At 65.7% G+C, this 15,207-nt stretch carries 16 protein-coding genes; 10 read left to right on the top strand and 6 right to left on the bottom strand.

All coding sequences use genetic code 11. The annotated features are described in order from the left end of the window. The first annotated feature begins 153 nt into the window (after positions 1-153). Complete coding sequence (locus MXA07_RS04425) at positions 154-1,017, top strand: hypothetical protein (RefSeq protein ID WP_247730841.1); 864 nt, start codon at positions 154-156, stop codon at positions 1,015-1,017. Positions 1,018-1,070: 53 nt separating this feature from the next. Here the strand turns inward: MXA07_RS04425 and MXA07_RS04420 are convergent, their stop codons facing one another. Further along, entirely contained in the window at positions 1,071-1,493 is a 423-nt protein-coding gene (locus MXA07_RS04420; RefSeq protein WP_247730840.1) for a PPC domain-containing DNA-binding protein, read from the bottom strand. Positions 1,494-1,888: 395 nt separating this feature from the next. Here MXA07_RS04420 and MXA07_RS04415 point away from each other — a divergent pair, with 395 nt between their 5' ends. The 5 genes from MXA07_RS04415 (at position 1,889) to MXA07_RS04395 (ending at position 8,199) form a co-directional block, all read left to right on the top strand. Continuing rightward, a complete protein-coding gene (locus tag MXA07_RS04415; protein WP_247730839.1) occupies positions 1,889-3,526 on the top strand; it encodes an ABC transporter substrate-binding protein in 1,638 nt (545 codons plus the stop codon). A 110-nt stretch (positions 3,527-3,636) separates the two neighbouring features. Continuing rightward, a complete protein-coding gene (locus MXA07_RS04410) occupies positions 3,637-4,638 on the top strand; it encodes an ABC transporter permease (protein WP_247730838.1) in 1,002 nt (333 codons plus the stop codon). A gap of 1 nt (position 4,639) precedes the next feature. Continuing rightward, positions 4,640-5,647, top strand: coding sequence for an ABC transporter permease (locus tag MXA07_RS04405; protein WP_247730837.1), 1,008 nt, complete (start codon positions 4,640-4,642; stop codon positions 5,645-5,647). 22 nt (positions 5,648-5,669) lie between these two features. Further along, a complete protein-coding gene (locus MXA07_RS04400) occupies positions 5,670-6,875 on the top strand; it encodes an ABC transporter ATP-binding protein (protein ID WP_247730836.1) in 1,206 nt (401 codons plus the stop codon). After that, positions 6,868-8,199: an ABC transporter ATP-binding protein gene (locus MXA07_RS04395; protein ID WP_247730835.1), complete on the top strand. Its 1,332-nt coding sequence runs from the start codon at positions 6,868-6,870 to the stop codon at positions 8,197-8,199. The genes MXA07_RS04400 and MXA07_RS04395 overlap by 8 nt, the downstream gene beginning before the upstream one ends. 88 nt (positions 8,200-8,287) lie before the next feature. On the opposite strand, the gene MXA07_RS04390 is transcribed toward MXA07_RS04395, so the two are convergent. Beyond that, positions 8,288-8,764, bottom strand: coding sequence for a DUF7974 family protein (locus tag MXA07_RS04390; protein WP_247730834.1), 477 nt, complete (start codon positions 8,762-8,764; stop codon positions 8,288-8,290). 45 nt (positions 8,765-8,809) lie between these two features. Continuing rightward, a complete protein-coding gene (locus tag MXA07_RS04385) occupies positions 8,810-8,974 on the bottom strand; it encodes a DUF7556 family protein (protein WP_247731783.1) in 165 nt (54 codons plus the stop codon). A gap of 122 nt (positions 8,975-9,096) precedes the next feature. On the opposite strand from MXA07_RS04385, the gene MXA07_RS04380 reads away from it, so the two are divergent. From MXA07_RS04380 to MXA07_RS04370, 3 genes are all read left to right on the top strand, one after another. Continuing rightward, a complete protein-coding gene (locus tag MXA07_RS04380) occupies positions 9,097-9,951 on the top strand; it encodes a CBS domain-containing protein (protein WP_247730833.1) in 855 nt (284 codons plus the stop codon). Between the two features lies 1 nt (position 9,952). Beyond that, entirely contained in the window at positions 9,953-11,809 is a 1,857-nt protein-coding gene (gene glyS / locus MXA07_RS04375; RefSeq protein ID WP_247731705.1) for a glycine--tRNA ligase, read from the top strand. A 160-nt stretch (positions 11,810-11,969) separates the two neighbouring features. Continuing rightward, positions 11,970-12,560 (top strand): diacylglycerol/polyprenol kinase family protein, encoded by a 591-nt coding sequence (locus MXA07_RS04370; protein WP_247730832.1) that lies wholly within the window; start codon positions 11,970-11,972, stop codon positions 12,558-12,560. A gap of 21 nt (positions 12,561-12,581) precedes the next feature. On the opposite strand, the gene MXA07_RS04365 is transcribed toward MXA07_RS04370, so the two are convergent. Next, a complete protein-coding gene (locus tag MXA07_RS04365; RefSeq protein ID WP_247730831.1) occupies positions 12,582-13,097 on the bottom strand; it encodes a TspO/MBR family protein in 516 nt (171 codons plus the stop codon). A gap of 200 nt (positions 13,098-13,297) precedes the next feature. Here MXA07_RS04365 and MXA07_RS04360 point away from each other — a divergent pair, with 200 nt between their 5' ends. Then, entirely contained in the window at positions 13,298-13,555 is a 258-nt protein-coding gene (locus MXA07_RS04360; protein WP_247730830.1) for a HalOD1 output domain-containing protein, read from the top strand. Positions 13,556-13,663: 108 nt separating this feature from the next. Here MXA07_RS04360 and MXA07_RS04355 read toward each other — a convergent pair whose 3' ends face one another. Then, positions 13,664-14,257, bottom strand: coding sequence for a flavin reductase family protein (locus MXA07_RS04355; RefSeq protein ID WP_247730829.1), 594 nt, complete (start codon positions 14,255-14,257; stop codon positions 13,664-13,666). Positions 14,258-14,696: 439 nt separating this feature from the next. Next, the gene (locus tag MXA07_RS04350; protein WP_247730828.1) at positions 14,697-15,053 is read right to left on the bottom strand and encodes a hypothetical protein; all 357 of its coding nucleotides are present in this window, start codon (positions 15,051-15,053) and stop codon (positions 14,697-14,699) included. Positions 15,054-15,207 lie beyond the last annotated feature (154 nt).

Genomic DNA, 15,207 nt, shown 5'->3' with positions numbered 1-15,207 from the left:
AACGGGCGATAGTCCGAGACCACCGACACCATACCGGTAGCCATACCGCGTCGAGGTACAGCCGGCCGCATTTCGGCGAGCGATCGTCACGCTCCGCCAGTCAAATAGTACCTCTCGAAATATATTTATTGTTAATATCTATACGAGGTAACTATGTTGCGTCGCCGAGCAATTACCGCCGGATTTGCTTCGCTCGGGGCGGGAATCGGTGGCTGTTTCGGGACAGGTGAAGAAGATAGCGATGAATTCGAATCGAACGGTTCCCGGGGCGGTGGCGGGGAACCGACACCCGTCGACGACGAGGGGTATCCCGTCGTCGCGGACGTCGACTGGGGCGTCGAGCGTCGTCGACCGACGGATCCGGAAAATTTCCGGTTCTGGCTGACGATGCACCGACAGCCTCCCGGAAACGGGGTTCGCTTCAACTACGCCGACGGGTGGCAACCGGACCACGTCGGTGAACTGTTCGACTTCACCGACCTCGCCCAGCAATCGGTCACCGGATCCCTACTGCACGCCAACGCCGCGACCTACCTCGGCACGTTCGACGTCGACGAGTTGCTCCAGCACGTCGAGGCCGCCGACGAATACGAACGGACCGGCGAGTACGGCGGGTTTCACCTCGTCAACGATCGAATCGCGATCGGTCCAGACGCGATCGTCGTCTCCACGTTCGATGTGGACTACGACGTGCCGATCGATCGCTACAACGGAAAGCGAAAGCCCCTCGAAGCGATCGACCCGGGAGTCACGCGGCTCTTCGAGGAACTCCCGCCGGGCGGCTCCCTGGAGGGTGAATACGTCGCACCCATTCGCGACGCGCTCGGCGTCGAGACCGGGTATCTTCGCGGAATATCCAGCGATACCGTCGAATCACGCGAGTGTACGTGGGTGTACCTGTTCACCGACGAGTCACACGTGACCGACACCGTCCTCTCGAAACTCGAGTCGCCACTCGCCCACGTTCGCCGGACCGAGATAGACGGGCGAGTCGCACGCCTATTTGGAACAGTATAGCGCGAACAGCGTGTCATCCACGGATAAGCGGGCAGGCTATGGTTCCACCCGGATCACAGCGGCCAGAGGTCCAGATCGGTCGTCTCGTCGTGTTCGCGTTCGAGCGTCGCGTCGAACGCGCGCATGTAGACCTCGCCCGCGAACACCGTGGCGGCGTTCAGGTGGCCGGCGATCGACTCGCCGTCGGGACGCGAGAGGACCGCGTGCGTGTGGGCGAACCGCTCGCCGTCGAGGAAGGAGACGTTACCCACGCAGCTGGCGACCTCGAGTTCCTCGTCGAACGTGATGGGGCTGTACGTCTTCTCGTCCTGGTCGTAGAACCAGAGTTCGGCGTCCTGGACGGCGCCGAGCGCCGTGAACCAGGCGGCGTCGGCGTCGACCGACGCGGCCATCGATTCGAGTTCCTCGCGCCAGTCCGCGCCCGTTTCGAGTCTGGCGACGTACTCCCCCGACGTCTCGACCTCCCTGAGGTTCATGCGCTTGGCCACGAGGGCCCGCAGGAAAAGCCCACCGCTCGGCGAGGATGACCCGCCTGCTCGTCGTGCGTGGCGCTGGCGGATGCTTCGTCGGTTCGATCGGCCGCCGTCGTGGTGACGGGAACCTGAGCCACCCGTGCGAGAGACGATACTTCCCGTCTCGTTCGTCGATGGATCGAGGACCATCCGGCGCCCACAACGAACGATAGTACATTTGTATTTTAAAATTACTTCTATCAATAATTTATATTATAAGGTATTTTCGGTTCTATATTTCGGTTAGGAGGTATTATACGCTCAAATATCTCGCAGTGTAAACATACCAGTTTCAATTATTAATGTATACTATGAATTATCGTAAACTATATTGCCTGTCCCGTTAGGACATTGGTGGTATGGCACACGATAAACCGGCCCTCACGCGGCGGCGGGTGCTCGGGTCCGGTGCAGCGATGTCGGTCGCGGCGATCGCGGGCTGCACCGGCGGTGGCGATGGTTCGGACGGGAGCGACGGCTCGGACGGATCCGACGGCGGGGGTGGCGGCGACGGCGGAGATGGGTCGTTCATCCACGTTACCCAGTCTCAGGAACGCTCCGAAGAGTACGATCCGGTCGTCTCGAACGACGCCTACAGCTTCCAGGTGATGGGGTTCATCTTCGACGGCCTCTACGAGTTCAACGAGGGACTCGAACTGGAGCCCAACGTGGCGACGGGCATGCCCGAGGTCGAGAACGACGGTCGGCGCTACATGTTCGAGATCCACGAGGGCATCGAGTTCCACAACGGCGATCCGCTGACGGCCGAAGACGTGCGCCACGCGTTCGTCGCGCCGGTCGAGGAGGAGACCGAGAACGCCTCGTCCTACGACATGATCAGCTCGGTGGAGGTCATCGACGACCACCAGCTCGAGGTCAACATGGACGAGCCCTACGGGCCGTTCGAACTGCAGACGATGGCGGTGACGATCCCGAATAGCTCGGTTCGGACCGAGGATCGGGACGCCTACAACACGGATCCCGTCGGATCGGGACCGTACACCTTCGAGGAGCTCCAGGAGAACGAGTACGTCGTCGTCGAGAAGTGGGACGACTACTGGAACGACGAGATGAACGCGAATATCGACACGATCCGGTTCGTCGCGAACGCGGACAACGCGAGTCGTATTTCGGACATCCGGTCGGCCAACACGGACGTCGCGCTCGACATCCCGAACAACGACTGGAGCGTCCTCGAGGGCGAGAGCGGCGTCGAGGTGAAAGGCGCCGAGAGTCCGTCGTACATGTACATGGCCTTTAACTGTAACGAGGGCCCGACGACGATTCCGGAGGTCCGCCACGGCATCGCTCACTCCTACTCGATGTCCGACTTCATCGAGAACAACGCCTCGAACGTCGCGCGTCCGATGTACAGCCCGATCCCGCCGGTCGTCAACGACGTCTGGGGGTTCCCGGAGGACGAGTACCAGGAGCTGCTGCCCTCCTACGACCCGGACCGGGCGAAGGAGTTGCTCGACGAACACGCGCCATCCGACTGGGAGCCGACGATCATCGCCCCAGCGGGCCTGCGCGGGCAGTTCGCCGAGCGCATTTCCGTTCGCCTGAACGAGATCGGGTACAGCGCCGACGTGCAGGTGCTCTCGTTCGACCAGCTCATCGAGCGCTACACGACCGGAAACGAGGACGACTACGCGATGTACATGCTCGGCTGGACCGGCGGGCCGGATCCGGACTTCTACCTGTACCCGCTGTTCCACGAGAGTCAGGCCGGACTCAACCAGGGCCACTACTACGAGGGGAGCGACGGCTTCCACGAGGCGATCCGCGAAGGGCGCCAGACGGCCGGGCAGGACGCCCGGTACGACATCTACGAGCCGGTCATCCGCGAGATCGTCGAGGAACTGCCGGCCTATCCGATGCTCACCCAGGACAACACGCTCGCCCACGGCGATTACGTCTCGGGACTCGAGCCGCACCCGAACGTCTCGACGAACCCCGACCTCGCCTCGACCTACAACGACGTGACGATCCAGTGATCAACCACCGTGACGATCCAGACCGCGCGACTCCGGGATCGGCGCGACGCGTCGGCCCGTCTCAGACAGGTACCAGGTGACAGCTCGGATTGACTCGCTAGCTCCGCACTATGGGACTCCTTCGATACACGACGTACAGACTCCTGCAGGCGATCCCCGTGCTCATCGGAATCTCCGCGATCGTCTTCGCCCTGGCCAACTTCGGACCGGGCGATCCGGTCCGGCTGATGTTGCAGGGCCAGGAGTTCGACGAGCAGATGGTTCGGACGATAGAAGCCCGGTTCGGCCTCGACAGACCGGTCCACGAACGGTACATCAATTACATGACCGGCCTCCTGCAGGGCGATCTCGGCCAGAGCATTCACCGCCGACGGTCGGTGGCGTCGCTGATGCGCGATCGCATCGGGCCGACGCTCATGCTGGTGCTCTCGGCGTACGCCTTCGCGCTCGTGACGGCCATCCCGCTCGGGATCCTCGCGGCCAAGCGGCGGAATAACCCGTCCGACCACGCCTCGCGAATCGTCGCGCTCGTCGGCGTGAGCACGCCGTCGTTCTGGATCGGGATCGTCCTGATCCTCATCTTCGCGGTCAAACTCGGCTGGCTGCCCTCGAGCGGGCTCGTCTACCCGTGGCGGTCGCCGGAGGCCTACCGCGGTATCGACACGAAGCCCGAACTCTACATCGAGACGATCAGGCACCTGCTGTTGCCGATGATCGCGCTGGGGACGCTCCAGATGGCGACGCTGATGCGCGTCGAGCGCACCCAGATGATCGACTCGCTCCAGAAGGACTACGTCCGACTGGCCCGCGCCTACGGGATTCGGGAGCGGACCATCCTCAGAAAACACGCGTTCCAGGTGGCGCAGTTGCCCGTCATCACGATCGTCGGCCTCAACCTCTCGACGGCCATCGGCGGCGCCGTCCTGACCGAGACCGTCTTCAACATCAACGGAATGGGGCGGCTGTTCGTCCAGTCGATCGAGCAGAGCGACTACCAGGTGATGATGGGGATCACGCTGATCCTGGCGGCGCTGTTCGTCATCGGCGTCATCATCACGGACATCGCCTACGCGTACGTCGATCCGCGCGTCACCTACGGGGAGGTGGAGTGAGATGGCGGTCGGCGAATCGCAGGTCGACGGCCGAGGAGGCACCGACGCGGCCGTCGGGTGGCGCCACACGGTCCGCACGATCATGCGGGATACGACGGCCCGGTGGGGGCTGTACATCGTCGGATTCGTCCTAGCGGTCACGGCGTTCGTGACGATCGATACCTACCTCTCGACGCTCACGTTCGGCGCCTACGAGGACTACGCCATGGCCGAATGGCTCCCGATCTTCGATCATCCGACGGCCATTCCCCAACCCGGCGAGGAGCCCGGAACGGATATCCCGCCGGCCTTCGCCGAGTGGCCGTGGAGCTGGGAGACCTGGGAAGGGTTCAAGCGCTACCCGCTCGGCACCGATCCCAAGGGGCGCGATTACTTCACCCGGATCGTCTACGGCACTCGGGTCTCGGTCAGCGTCGGCATCGTGGCAACGGGGATCGGGCTGATCGGCGGGACGGTCGTCGGCGCCGTCGCCGGCTTCTACGGCGGCTGGGTCGACGACTCGCTCATGCGGGCGGTCGAGATCATCTACGCCATCCCGGCGCTGCTGCTCATCATCGTCTTCACCGTCTTCGTGGGCAACTCCGGCATCACGTGGATCATCATCGCCGTCGGCATCGTCTTCATCCCCGTCTTCTCGCGCATCATCCGCAGTCGGGTGTTGAGCGTGCGGGAGATGGACTACATCGAGGCGGCGCGGGCGGCGGGCGTGAAAGATCGCCACATCATCCTCAGACACGTCGTGCCCAACAGTTTCGCACCGATGCTCGTCTACGCGACCCTACAGATCGGCATCACGATCCTCATCGTCGCCGGCGTGTCGTTCCTGGGCTACGGCGCCCAGCCGCCGACGCCCGACTGGGGGCAGATGCTGAACACCTCGCACGGCTACATGCACTCGAACATCTGGCTCTCGATCTGGCCCGGACTCGCGATCATGCTCACCATCATGGGCTTCAACCTGCTCGGCGACGGGCTGCAGGACGCCCTCGACCCGCGAATCGACAACTAACCATGAGCGAAGACCACTCACCATGAGCGAAGACCCACTACTCAGCGTCAGCGGCCTGCAGACGCAGTTCTTCACGGAGAGCGGCACCGTTCGCGCCGTCGACGGCATCTCCTTCGACGTCTACGAGGGCGAGATCGTCGGTATCGTCGGCGAGAGCGGCGCCGGCAAGAGCGTCGCCTCGATGAGTCTACTCAGACTGATCGAGTCGCCCGGCGAGATCGTCGCCGGCGAGATCACCTACCGCGGGAAGACGATCTTCGCCGCCGAGGAGGGGTCGGACGGACAGGTGCGACGGCACGAGGACATGCTCTCGAACGAGGCGGTTCGCCGCGAGATCCGCGGCAACGAGATCGCCGTCATCTTTCAGGATCCGATGGAGTCGCTCAATCCGGTCTTTACGATCGGCGGTCAGCTCCGGGAGTTCATCGAGGTCAACCGCGACCTCTCGAAAACCGAAGCGAAGGCCGAAGCGATACAGATGCTCCGCGAGGTCGGCATTCCGGACCCGGCGAACCGGTACGACGAGTATCCCCACCAGTTCTCGGGTGGGATGCGCCAGCGGGTCCTGATCGCGATGGCGCTGGCCTGCCGACCGGACCTGATCATCGCCGACGAGCCGACGACCGCGCTCGACGTCACCGTCGAGGGCCAGATCCTCGATCTCGTCGACGACCTCCAGAAAAAGTACGGAACGAGTTTTATCTGGGTCACCCACGACATGGGCGTCGTCGCCGAGATCTGCGACCGGGTCAACGTCATGTACCTCGGCGAGATCGTCGAGTCGGCGCCGGTCGACGAGCTGTTCTACGAGACGAGCCACCCCTACACGCGAGCGTTGCTCGAATCGATGCCCCGGCCGGACCGAACCGTCGAGGATCTGAACCCGATCAGCGGCGTCATGCCCGAGGCGATCAACCCGCCGCCGGGCTGTCGGTTCCACCCGCGGTGTCCGGACGCGAAGGAGATCTGCAAACGGATCCACCCGGACCCGCGCCCGGTCGCGTCGGCGGAGACCGACGAGCAGATGACGGTGCAAGGCGAACGGCCGACAGAACACGGCGAGTATCCGACGGAACAGGTCGAACACCGCTCGGCCTGCCTCAAGGGCGAGGCGTTCGACGTCGGCTACGAGACCAGCGACCCGCTCGCGACGGACGCCAAGGCCGAAGCCACGACGGGCGCGAGTCGGGCCGCCGAGATCGACGCCGGGGGTGACCTCGATGAGTGAGGAGGGTGCGACGCTACGGACCGACACACCCACCTCGAAACACGCCGCAGAGCCGCTCCTGCGCGTCGAGGGACTCAGCAAGTACTTCTCGAACGGCGGCGGGTTCTTCGGCGACGTCCGGTTCGACGGGGATCGATTTCCGCCGCTCCGCATCGAGGACGAACCGGTCAAGGCCGTCGACGACGTCTCCTTCGAGGTCTACGAGGGCGAGACGCTCGGCCTCGTCGGCGAGTCGGGCTGTGGCAAGAGCACGCTCGGCCGGACGGTCCTGCGACTCCTCGAGGCGACCGACGGGACGATCGAGTTCGACGGGCGGGACCTGACCGATCTCTCCGACGGGGAGATGCGCAGCCTCAGGGCCGACGTCCAGTTGATCTTCCAGGATCCCCAGTCGTCGCTCGACCCGCGGATGACGGTCGGCCAGATCGTCGAAGAGCCGATGGCGGCCCACGACATGCTCGATGCGGACGGGCGGCGCGATCGCGCGCGGATGCTGCTCGAGAAGGTCGGCCTCGATCCGCATCACTACACCCGGTATCCCCACGAGTTCTCCGGCGGGCAGCGCCAGCGGATCAACCTCGCGCGGGCGCTGTCGGTCAACCCGGACTTCATCGTCTGTGACGAGCCGGTCGCCTCGCTCGACGTCTCGATCCAGGCGCAGGTGCTGAACACGATGGAGGAACTCCAGGACGAGTTCGGCCTCACCTACCTCTTCATCGCCCACGACCTCTCGGTGATCCGCTACATCGCCGACCGCGTCGCCGTGATGTACCTCGGACGGATCGTCGAACTCGCAGAGACCGAGGAGCTGTTCGAGAACCCACGACACCCGTACACGAACGCCTTGCTCGACTCGATTCCCGTCCCCGATCCGCGCGACGAGGGCGTCAGGGGCGTGCTCGAGGGCGACGTGCCGAGCCCGACGAATCCGCCGTCGGGCTGTCGGTTCCGGACGCGCTGTCCGAAGCTGATCGCGCCGGAGGGCTTCGACCTCACCGAGCGCGAGTGGGACGACGTTCGCACGTTCGTGCGCGCCGTCGACCGCCACACGATCGACTCGGCCCCCGTCGCGGAGCTCTCCGAACGATTCTTCCCGCACGGCCTTCCCGGCGGCGATGCCGGCGAGATCGTCACCGAGGCGATCGACCTGATCGCGAGCGAGGACGGCGCAGATGCCGGCAGCGAGGCGTGGACGGAGGCCGCGACCCGCCTCACCGAGGCGTTCGCGGAGCCGAGCATCTGCGCGCAGGAACGACCCGAGTACGAAGTGCCGACGCGCTACGGCGACGACGTCCACCGCTCGGCCTGCCACCGCCACCGCTGACGGGGCGGGTGCGCAGTCGCTCCCGGTCTCGCCCGTGGGCGACCTGTCCAGCGCCGCTCGACCGGCGCCATCGGGCCGATCCGTTCGTTCACCGGAGCCGGATGATGGTCGAGTCCGAGGGCCGGTTCTCGGTCGCGAGAAAGGCGGAGAGTTCGTACTCGCCGGCGTCGGGGACGACCGACTCGTCCGGCGAGCCCGCGCGCCGAATGCGCCCGTTCCACTCGACCGGGATCCGGCGGGTTTCGCGGGCGCCGAAGGCGAATTCGGCCGGTCGACTGGCGAGCGTCCGAGATTCGGTCGTCCCTTCGAGGTGGCCGTCGATCGTCCAGCCCCAGCGCCGCTGGGTCGGGGTCGCCAGCGAGACGGCGACCGGCAACCGGTTCCGGAACGTCACCGAGAAGGGGACCGGCTCGCCGCGCTCGTAGACACGGCGCTCGATCCCGATCGAGACGTCGATCGAACGGCGCGCGATCGCCGTCGGCACCAGGGCGCCGAGGCCGCGCGTGACGACGCCGCCCGGCGACCTCGCGGCGCGTTCGACGTCAGGTCCGGTGGTCGAGTTCATGCGTGGCGACGGGAGAAAAGGGTCGAGCGCGCTCGTGACGGGCGCCTATCGCCAGGAGTCGAGTGTCGGGGCCGCGTCGGCGGCCATCGAGAGCCAGGCGTCGTCCGTGGAGATGTCGGCGATGACGTACTCGTCACCGCCGGTGTCCGAATCGATCGAGGCGACGACGGTCTCCGTCGAGGCCGATCCGTGAACGTGGCTCGCCACCATGATAGACACTCTCACTCGGATACGTATAAAGTCGTCGAAGCGATCCCGATCGTCGCCCGGCGCGGGGCGCGTACACGCGAGAAACACTGGCTTTATACGGGTTTTGGCCGTAGCCGGTCGACATGAAGGTAGCCGACGCGATGACCCCTCGCGACGAGGTGGTGACGGCGATGCTGCCGGGGACGCGCAGCGACGTTCTCGAGTACCTCCAGGAGCGATCGTTCTCCTCCGTACCGGTGATCGCGGAGGGCGATAACGGGCCGGAGTACCGCGGACTGATCTCCCGGCAGTCGCTCATCGACCAGCCCGACGAGGACCAGCTGGTGATGCTGATGGAGGACGTCCCGACGACCACGGCCGAAACGGATATCGAGGCCGTCGCGCGCCTGATGGTCGAGGAGGGCGCCCGGCGGGTCCCGGTCGTCGACGGGGAGTTCGAAGGGATCGTGACGGTGACCGACGTCGTCCACGCCATCGCCAGGGGGAACGTCGCCGCCGACACCGAGGTCGGCGACTGCGCGACCGACGCAATCAACACCACCTACGCGGAGACGCCGCTGCTCGTCGCGGAGGCCGAACTCTCCTACGCCGACGTCCCCTACACCGTCGTCCTCGACGACGAAGGGACGATGGCCGGCGTCCTCACGGAAGTCGACATCCTCGACGTCGCCCGCATCGTCGAGGGCGAGGAATCGACGGGGGACAACTTCCCGGATCAGGACTCCGAGTGGTCCTGGGAGGGCGTCAAGGCCGTCGGAAGCCGGACGTTTACGACCCGGGACATCGAACTGCCGAACGGTCCCGTCCGGGAGTTCATGTCCGACGACGTGGTGACGGTCACGCGGTCCCGGTCGGTCGAGGAAGCCGCCCAGGACATGATCAGCAACGACATCGAACAGATCCCGCTCGTCACGGGCGAGCGCCTCGTCGGCATCGTCCGCGACGTCGACCTACTGAGGGCGCTCTATGACGACTGAGATGACCGACGACCCGACGGGCTCGGACGACCGACCGAATGAGGCGAGGACCGACGACCGAACGGGCGAGAAACTCGTCGAACTCGCCAAGCGCCGCGGCTACTTCTTCCAGTCGGCGGGTGCTTACGGCGGCGTCGGCGGGTTTTACACGTTCGGTCCGCAGGGGGCGGCCCTGAAACAAAACGTCGAGGACGCCTGGCGCGAACGCTTCGCCGTCGCCGAGGGCAACGTCGAGGTGGACGCGCCGACGATCATGCCCGAACCCGTCTTCGAGGCCTCGGGCCATCTCGACACCTTCGACGACATGCTCGTCGAGTGTCCCGACTGCGGCGAGAGCCACCGCGCCGACCACGTCGTCGAGGACGAGACCGAGTACGAGGACGCCGAGGGCCTGCCGATCCCCGAGGTCGAGGAGATCGTCGCGGAGTACGAACTCGTCTGTCCGACCTGCGGCGCGGGCCTGGCGGGCCAGGCCGTCGAGGACTTCAACCTCATGTTCGCGACGAACATCGGCCCCGGCGACGCCCAGCCGGGCTACCTCCGCCCGGAGACCGCCCAGGGCATCTTCGTCGAGTTCCCCCGCCTGAAGGAGTACGCGCGCAACCAGCTTCCCTTCGGCGTCACCCAGATCGGTCGCGCCTACCGCAACGAGATCAGCCCCCGCCGGTCGATCATCCGAACCCGGGAGTTCACCCAGGCCGAACTCGAGCTGTTCATCGACCCCGAAACCGACGAGCCGGACCTCGCTTCCGTCACCGACGTCGACCTGACGCTCTACCCGGCGAGCGAACAGGAACGAGACGACGGCGACCTCGTCGAGACCACCGTCGGCGCGGCCGTCGACGACGGGACGCTGCAGCCGTGGATCGCCTACTACCTCGGCGTCGCCCGCGAGTGGTACGCCTCGCTCGGCGTCGACATGGAGCGATTCCGCTTCCGCCAGCACCTCGCGGGCGAGCGCTCACACTACGCCAGCGATTGCTGGGACGCCGAGGCCGAACTCGACGGCAACTGGATCGAACTCGCCGGCTTCTCCGACCGGGGCGATTACGACCTCTCGAAGCACGACGCCCACTCCGAGGATCGCTACTCGATATTCCAGCCCTACGACGAACCCAGGACCGTCGAGCGGACCGTCGTCGATCCCGACATGAGCTACCTCGGTCCCGAGTTCGGCGCCGATGCCGACCGAGTCGTCGAGGCGCTCGAAACCAAAGCGGAGCGCGACCGGGCCGCATTCGAGAGCGCGGCCGATACGGCCGCGGAACGGTCGAGCGGCGACGACTCGGAGCCGCGAGACGGCGAGTCGGTCGAGATCGACCTCGACGGCGAGACCCACGAGATCCCCGTCGAGAAAACCGGTTTCGCCGTCGAGGAACAGACCGAGTCGGGCGAGCACCTGATCCCGCACGTGATCGAGCCCTCCTTCGGCGTCGACCGGCTGGTTTACACCGTCTGCCACCACGCCTACCGCGAGGACGAGGTCGACGGCGAGGAACGGACGTATCTCGCGCTCGATCCCGAGATCGCACCCACCTTCGTCGGCGTCTTCCCGCTGCAGTCCGACGACGCGCTCGAGTCGGAGGCCCGCGAGATCGCGAGCGAGTTGCGCGCGGCCGGCCTGTCGGTCACCTACGACGACTCGGGCAACATCGGCCGGCGCTACCGCCGCCAGGACGAGGTCGGCACGCCCTTCTGCGTCACCGTCGACTTCGAAACCATCGAGAACGACCCGGCAACCGTCACCGTGCGCGAACGCGACTCGACCGCACAGACGCGGGTCGCCGTCGCGGACCTCCCGGAGACGCTGTCGGCGCTTCGCGCCGGCGACCTCGCGTTCGACGAGCTCGAGGGCTAGCGCGACCGTCGCCGTCCCCCGGCCGCTCGCACTGGCGACCGTCGGTCGTCCGTCGGATCGCCGCGAACGGTCGGCGCCGCCCCGAGAGCGACCGTCGACCCCCGCCAACGGCCGGTGCCAATCGACGTACTGAAGGTGCCACCGGCCGAGCGACGTGACGATGGCGGACGAACTGAAGCGGCGGCTGGTCCACGCGAGCGGGTCCGGACTGGTCGCACTCTTTCTCCTCGCGCGGTCTCTCGATATCGGGCTCACCTGGCAGCGCTTTCGCCTGCTGATGGTCGTCCTCGCGGCGGGAACGATCGGCCTCGAGTACCTCCGGTTGCGGGGCGGGCTGGAGTGGTGGCTCTACGACAAGCTCACTCGCGAGTACGAGCAGGACCAGTTCGCCGGCTACGGCTGGTACATGGTGAGCATGGCGCTCGTCGTGCTCGCGTTCGACTGGCGGATCGCCCTGCCCGCGATGTTGATGCTCTCTATCGGCGACCCGGTCAGCGGCTGGATCTCGGCCGATTCGCTCAGGCGGGTCAAGCGCCCGGCCGTGCTGGCCGGCATGTTCGCCGTCTGCGCCCTGCTCGCGATCCCGTTTCTCTACGAATACCCGCTGGCCGCGATCGCCGCGGCGCTGGGCGCCACGGTCGCCGACGGCGTGACCGTCAAACGCGGCGACTTCGTCCTCGACGACAACCTGACGATCCCCATCTACGCCGGCGTGCTGGCCTGGATCGCAGTCGAGTTCGTGCCGGTCTGATGCGGTCGGCCGCCGGCTGCCTCACCCGTTCAACCGCCAGAAGTCCGCGGTCAACGCCAGCGCGAACGTCACCCACAGAACGTACGGGAGCAAGAGCACCCCGGCTCGGCGGTCGACGCGGGCGAACGCCGGCACCGTCGCCAGCGCGAGCGGCCAGAGGACGACGAGTACCGCGAGGCCGGCGACGATCGACCGCAGCCCGAAGAAGGCCGGCGTCCAGGCAACGTTACACGCGAACTGGACGGCGAAGAGGCCGAGCGCGAGCGTGCGCGCCTCCGCGATTTCGGGGTCCCCGGCTCGCCAGACGAGCCAGAGCGCGACGCCCAGCAGCGTGAACAGGAGCGTCCAGACGATCGGGAACGCGATCGACGGCGGGTAGAACCACGGTTTCGTCAGGTCGCGAAACCAGGCGGTATCCAGGCCGAAGAGAACGCCCGGCACGCCGCCGACGAAATTGACGCCGACGACGAAGCCGACGAGCTGCGCGAGGGCTCGCCGGTCGAGCGGGCGTCGCCGCGAGCGAGCGCGTTCCCGCATGGGGGTACCCGACGCGCCCCACTCACGTAATCCGGTGGTGTCGGCCGATCCGCTCGACTGCCGTCTCGGACGTGAGCGCTCGCCGACCGAGTCGCCGATTCGTGGCCACCTCGGCAGCCGGGCCGCGAGCAGGAAACCGGGCTTAAATGGGTGTCTCACTGAACGGCCACCGTATTGGGGCTCCGCGAGGTCGAAGGCGTATGCCGACCTCCACGACGAATCACGGCCCCCGCGATCGCGATCTGGTCGTGGCGATCACCGACGCGATCGCCGACGCGACCGGACGGGAGCCGTTCGAACTCGAACCGCTGTACGAGACGATCGATCCCGAAGCCCTCAGCGCCCTGTTCGCCGAGCGGGAGACGGCGGACGTCAGCATCACCTTCCAGTACGAGGGCCACGCGGTTCGCATCGACGAAGCGGCCGACGTCCACGTCGACGCCGCGCCGCCGAACTGACCCGCACTGCGCTAACCGCACTCGGCCGGTCGCGGTCCAGGCGTTGCGAGGCAGGGCCGCGAGATCCGGACGCGAAGCTCGTCCGTAGCGCGCCGACAGTTGTCGCGATCAGAACTGGCGCTCGAGTTCGATCGGGTCGCTGTCGGTGTAGTACGGGCCGCCGAGTCGGCCCACGGTTTCGAGCTTCGTCGCGTCGATCTTCCCGTCGGTTTGGACCGACTCGTCGACGTGGACGTGGCGAACGTCGCCAAGCGTCAGCAGGCGGTCGTGGACGGTCATCGTTCCGTAGAGCGTACACTCCATCGTGACCGCTGCACCAGCGACGCGCGACGCGTCGATCGTCGCACACGGCGCGCGCTCGACCCCGGCGAAGTCGAACTCGCTCTCGTCGGCCGAAAGCGACGCCGAGGTGGCGTCCATCTCCTCGGCCAGCGCCTCGGTCGCGACGTTGACCGCGAACTCGCCCGTCTCGAGGACGTTTCGCGGCGTGTCCTTCAGCTCGTCGCGGTCGCCGGCCGGGACGCTGAACGAGACGACCGGTTCGGCCGAGGAGACGTAGTTGTACGCCGAGAAGGGCGCGAGATTGTCCACGCCGTCGGGACCGCGCGTCGAGATCCAGGCGATCGGCCGCGGCGAGACGGCCGTCTTGATGATGCGCCCCCGTTCGCGCGGCGAGAGGTCGGAAACGTCGTGGTCGGACATCGTCGTGGCTAGCCGCCGCGGCTACAAAGCCGTTGGCGAGGCGGCGAAGCGCTGCCAGGGACGATGATGCGCCGCCGAGGTCGGTGCAGCAGAGCTCCGTCGTGCCGAACCGGTTCGAGTGTCCTTGAGGTGGAAATCGCTCCCGTTCGATCGGTTTCTTTCTCATCGACAGCTGATCCGAGTGCTCGCTCGGTGTCCCACTTCGAGAGAGACCGTCCCGATGTCGTCCGGTGGATGTCCGTCGTTCCGTGCGGAGTTCAGACGCAGCTCCTCGTTCGATCGCACTGACCAGCGAATCGGTCCCATTTGCAACTTGTGCGGAAACGCCGGCGAAAAGATCTACCTGCGGAGATTCAGTTGGACGTTCCTTACGGTAAACGGAGGAAATACGTAGTATCGTAGGTTGGTGCAGCCGACAATCAAATCAATCTGTTACCCATCATTCGTCATCGATATCGATTTCGCCAATAAACTTCCAGTACGGCTTTCTCGAACCGTCTGGATGGCGTTCCTCGGTGACGTGATAGTGGAAGGGGCCCATCCGATGTTGCTTTCCGTTCACCGTCTCGGTTACGTACTTGACGACTTCAGTGTATCCGTCGTGTTCGATAATCCTGAGGATGTCGTCTCCAGGGTTGGGCTCCACGGGAGAGGGGTTTTCATCGTCGTAATTGAGAAGCTCCTGGGCGTGGATTATCGTTTTCCGGAGCTCTTCGGCACGTAACTGGTGTAAGGCGGTGGCGATCTCCTCCGGTAATCCCTCTGGAGGAGTGGGTTCGGCCGGATCTGTGCTCATGAATGGCTATCGGCACCGAATGCCTATAATTCATGTTGGTGACTCCGACCGGCTGGTTTTCGGGGGTTGCGCCCCCGTTCTGGTCTCCCCGGCTACCGCGCTCCCCCCGCTGAGCATGAGAAGTGTTTTGAAAGCCCAGTCTCGACTTCCGAAA

This window comes from Halovivax limisalsi (assembly GCF_023093535.1).
In the GTDB taxonomy this organism is placed as follows: Archaea; Halobacteriota; Halobacteria; order Halobacteriales; family Natrialbaceae; genus Halovivax; species Halovivax limisalsi.
The sequence above is the reverse complement of the archived record's forward strand: the minus strand, read 5'-3'. Positions and strand labels throughout refer to the sequence as shown.

Coding starts and splice junctions, on each gene's coding strand:
- MXA07_RS04425 (WP_247730841.1), top strand. CDS start 154: ATGTTGCGTCGCCGAGCAATTACCGCCGGATTTGCTTCGCTCGGGGCG.
- MXA07_RS04420 (WP_247730840.1), bottom strand. CDS start 1,493: ATGAACCTCAGGGAGGTCGAGACGTCGGGGGAGTACGTCGCCAGACTC.
- MXA07_RS04415 (WP_247730839.1), top strand. CDS start 1,889: ATGGCACACGATAAACCGGCCCTCACGCGGCGGCGGGTGCTCGGGTCC.
- MXA07_RS04410 (WP_247730838.1), top strand. CDS start 3,637: ATGGGACTCCTTCGATACACGACGTACAGACTCCTGCAGGCGATCCCC.
- MXA07_RS04405 (WP_247730837.1), top strand. CDS start 4,640: ATGGCGGTCGGCGAATCGCAGGTCGACGGCCGAGGAGGCACCGACGCG.
- MXA07_RS04400 (WP_247730836.1), top strand. CDS start 5,670: ATGAGCGAAGACCCACTACTCAGCGTCAGCGGCCTGCAGACGCAGTTC.
- MXA07_RS04395 (WP_247730835.1), top strand. CDS start 6,868: ATGAGTGAGGAGGGTGCGACGCTACGGACCGACACACCCACCTCGAAA.
- MXA07_RS04390 (WP_247730834.1), bottom strand. CDS start 8,764: ATGAACTCGACCACCGGACCTGACGTCGAACGCGCCGCGAGGTCGCCG.
- MXA07_RS04385 (WP_247731783.1), bottom strand. CDS start 8,974: ATGGTGGCGAGCCACGTTCACGGATCGGCCTCGACGGAGACCGTCGTC.
- MXA07_RS04380 (WP_247730833.1), top strand. CDS start 9,097: ATGAAGGTAGCCGACGCGATGACCCCTCGCGACGAGGTGGTGACGGCG.
- glyS (WP_247731705.1), top strand. CDS start 9,953: ATGACCGACGACCCGACGGGCTCGGACGACCGACCGAATGAGGCGAGG.
- MXA07_RS04370 (WP_247730832.1), top strand. CDS start 11,970: ATGGCGGACGAACTGAAGCGGCGGCTGGTCCACGCGAGCGGGTCCGGA.
- MXA07_RS04365 (WP_247730831.1), bottom strand. CDS start 13,097: ATGCGGGAACGCGCTCGCTCGCGGCGACGCCCGCTCGACCGGCGAGCC.
- MXA07_RS04360 (WP_247730830.1), top strand. CDS start 13,298: ATGCCGACCTCCACGACGAATCACGGCCCCCGCGATCGCGATCTGGTC.
- MXA07_RS04355 (WP_247730829.1), bottom strand. CDS start 14,257: ATGTCCGACCACGACGTTTCCGACCTCTCGCCGCGCGAACGGGGGCGC.
- MXA07_RS04350 (WP_247730828.1), bottom strand. CDS start 15,053: ATGAGCACAGATCCGGCCGAACCCACTCCTCCAGAGGGATTACCGGAG.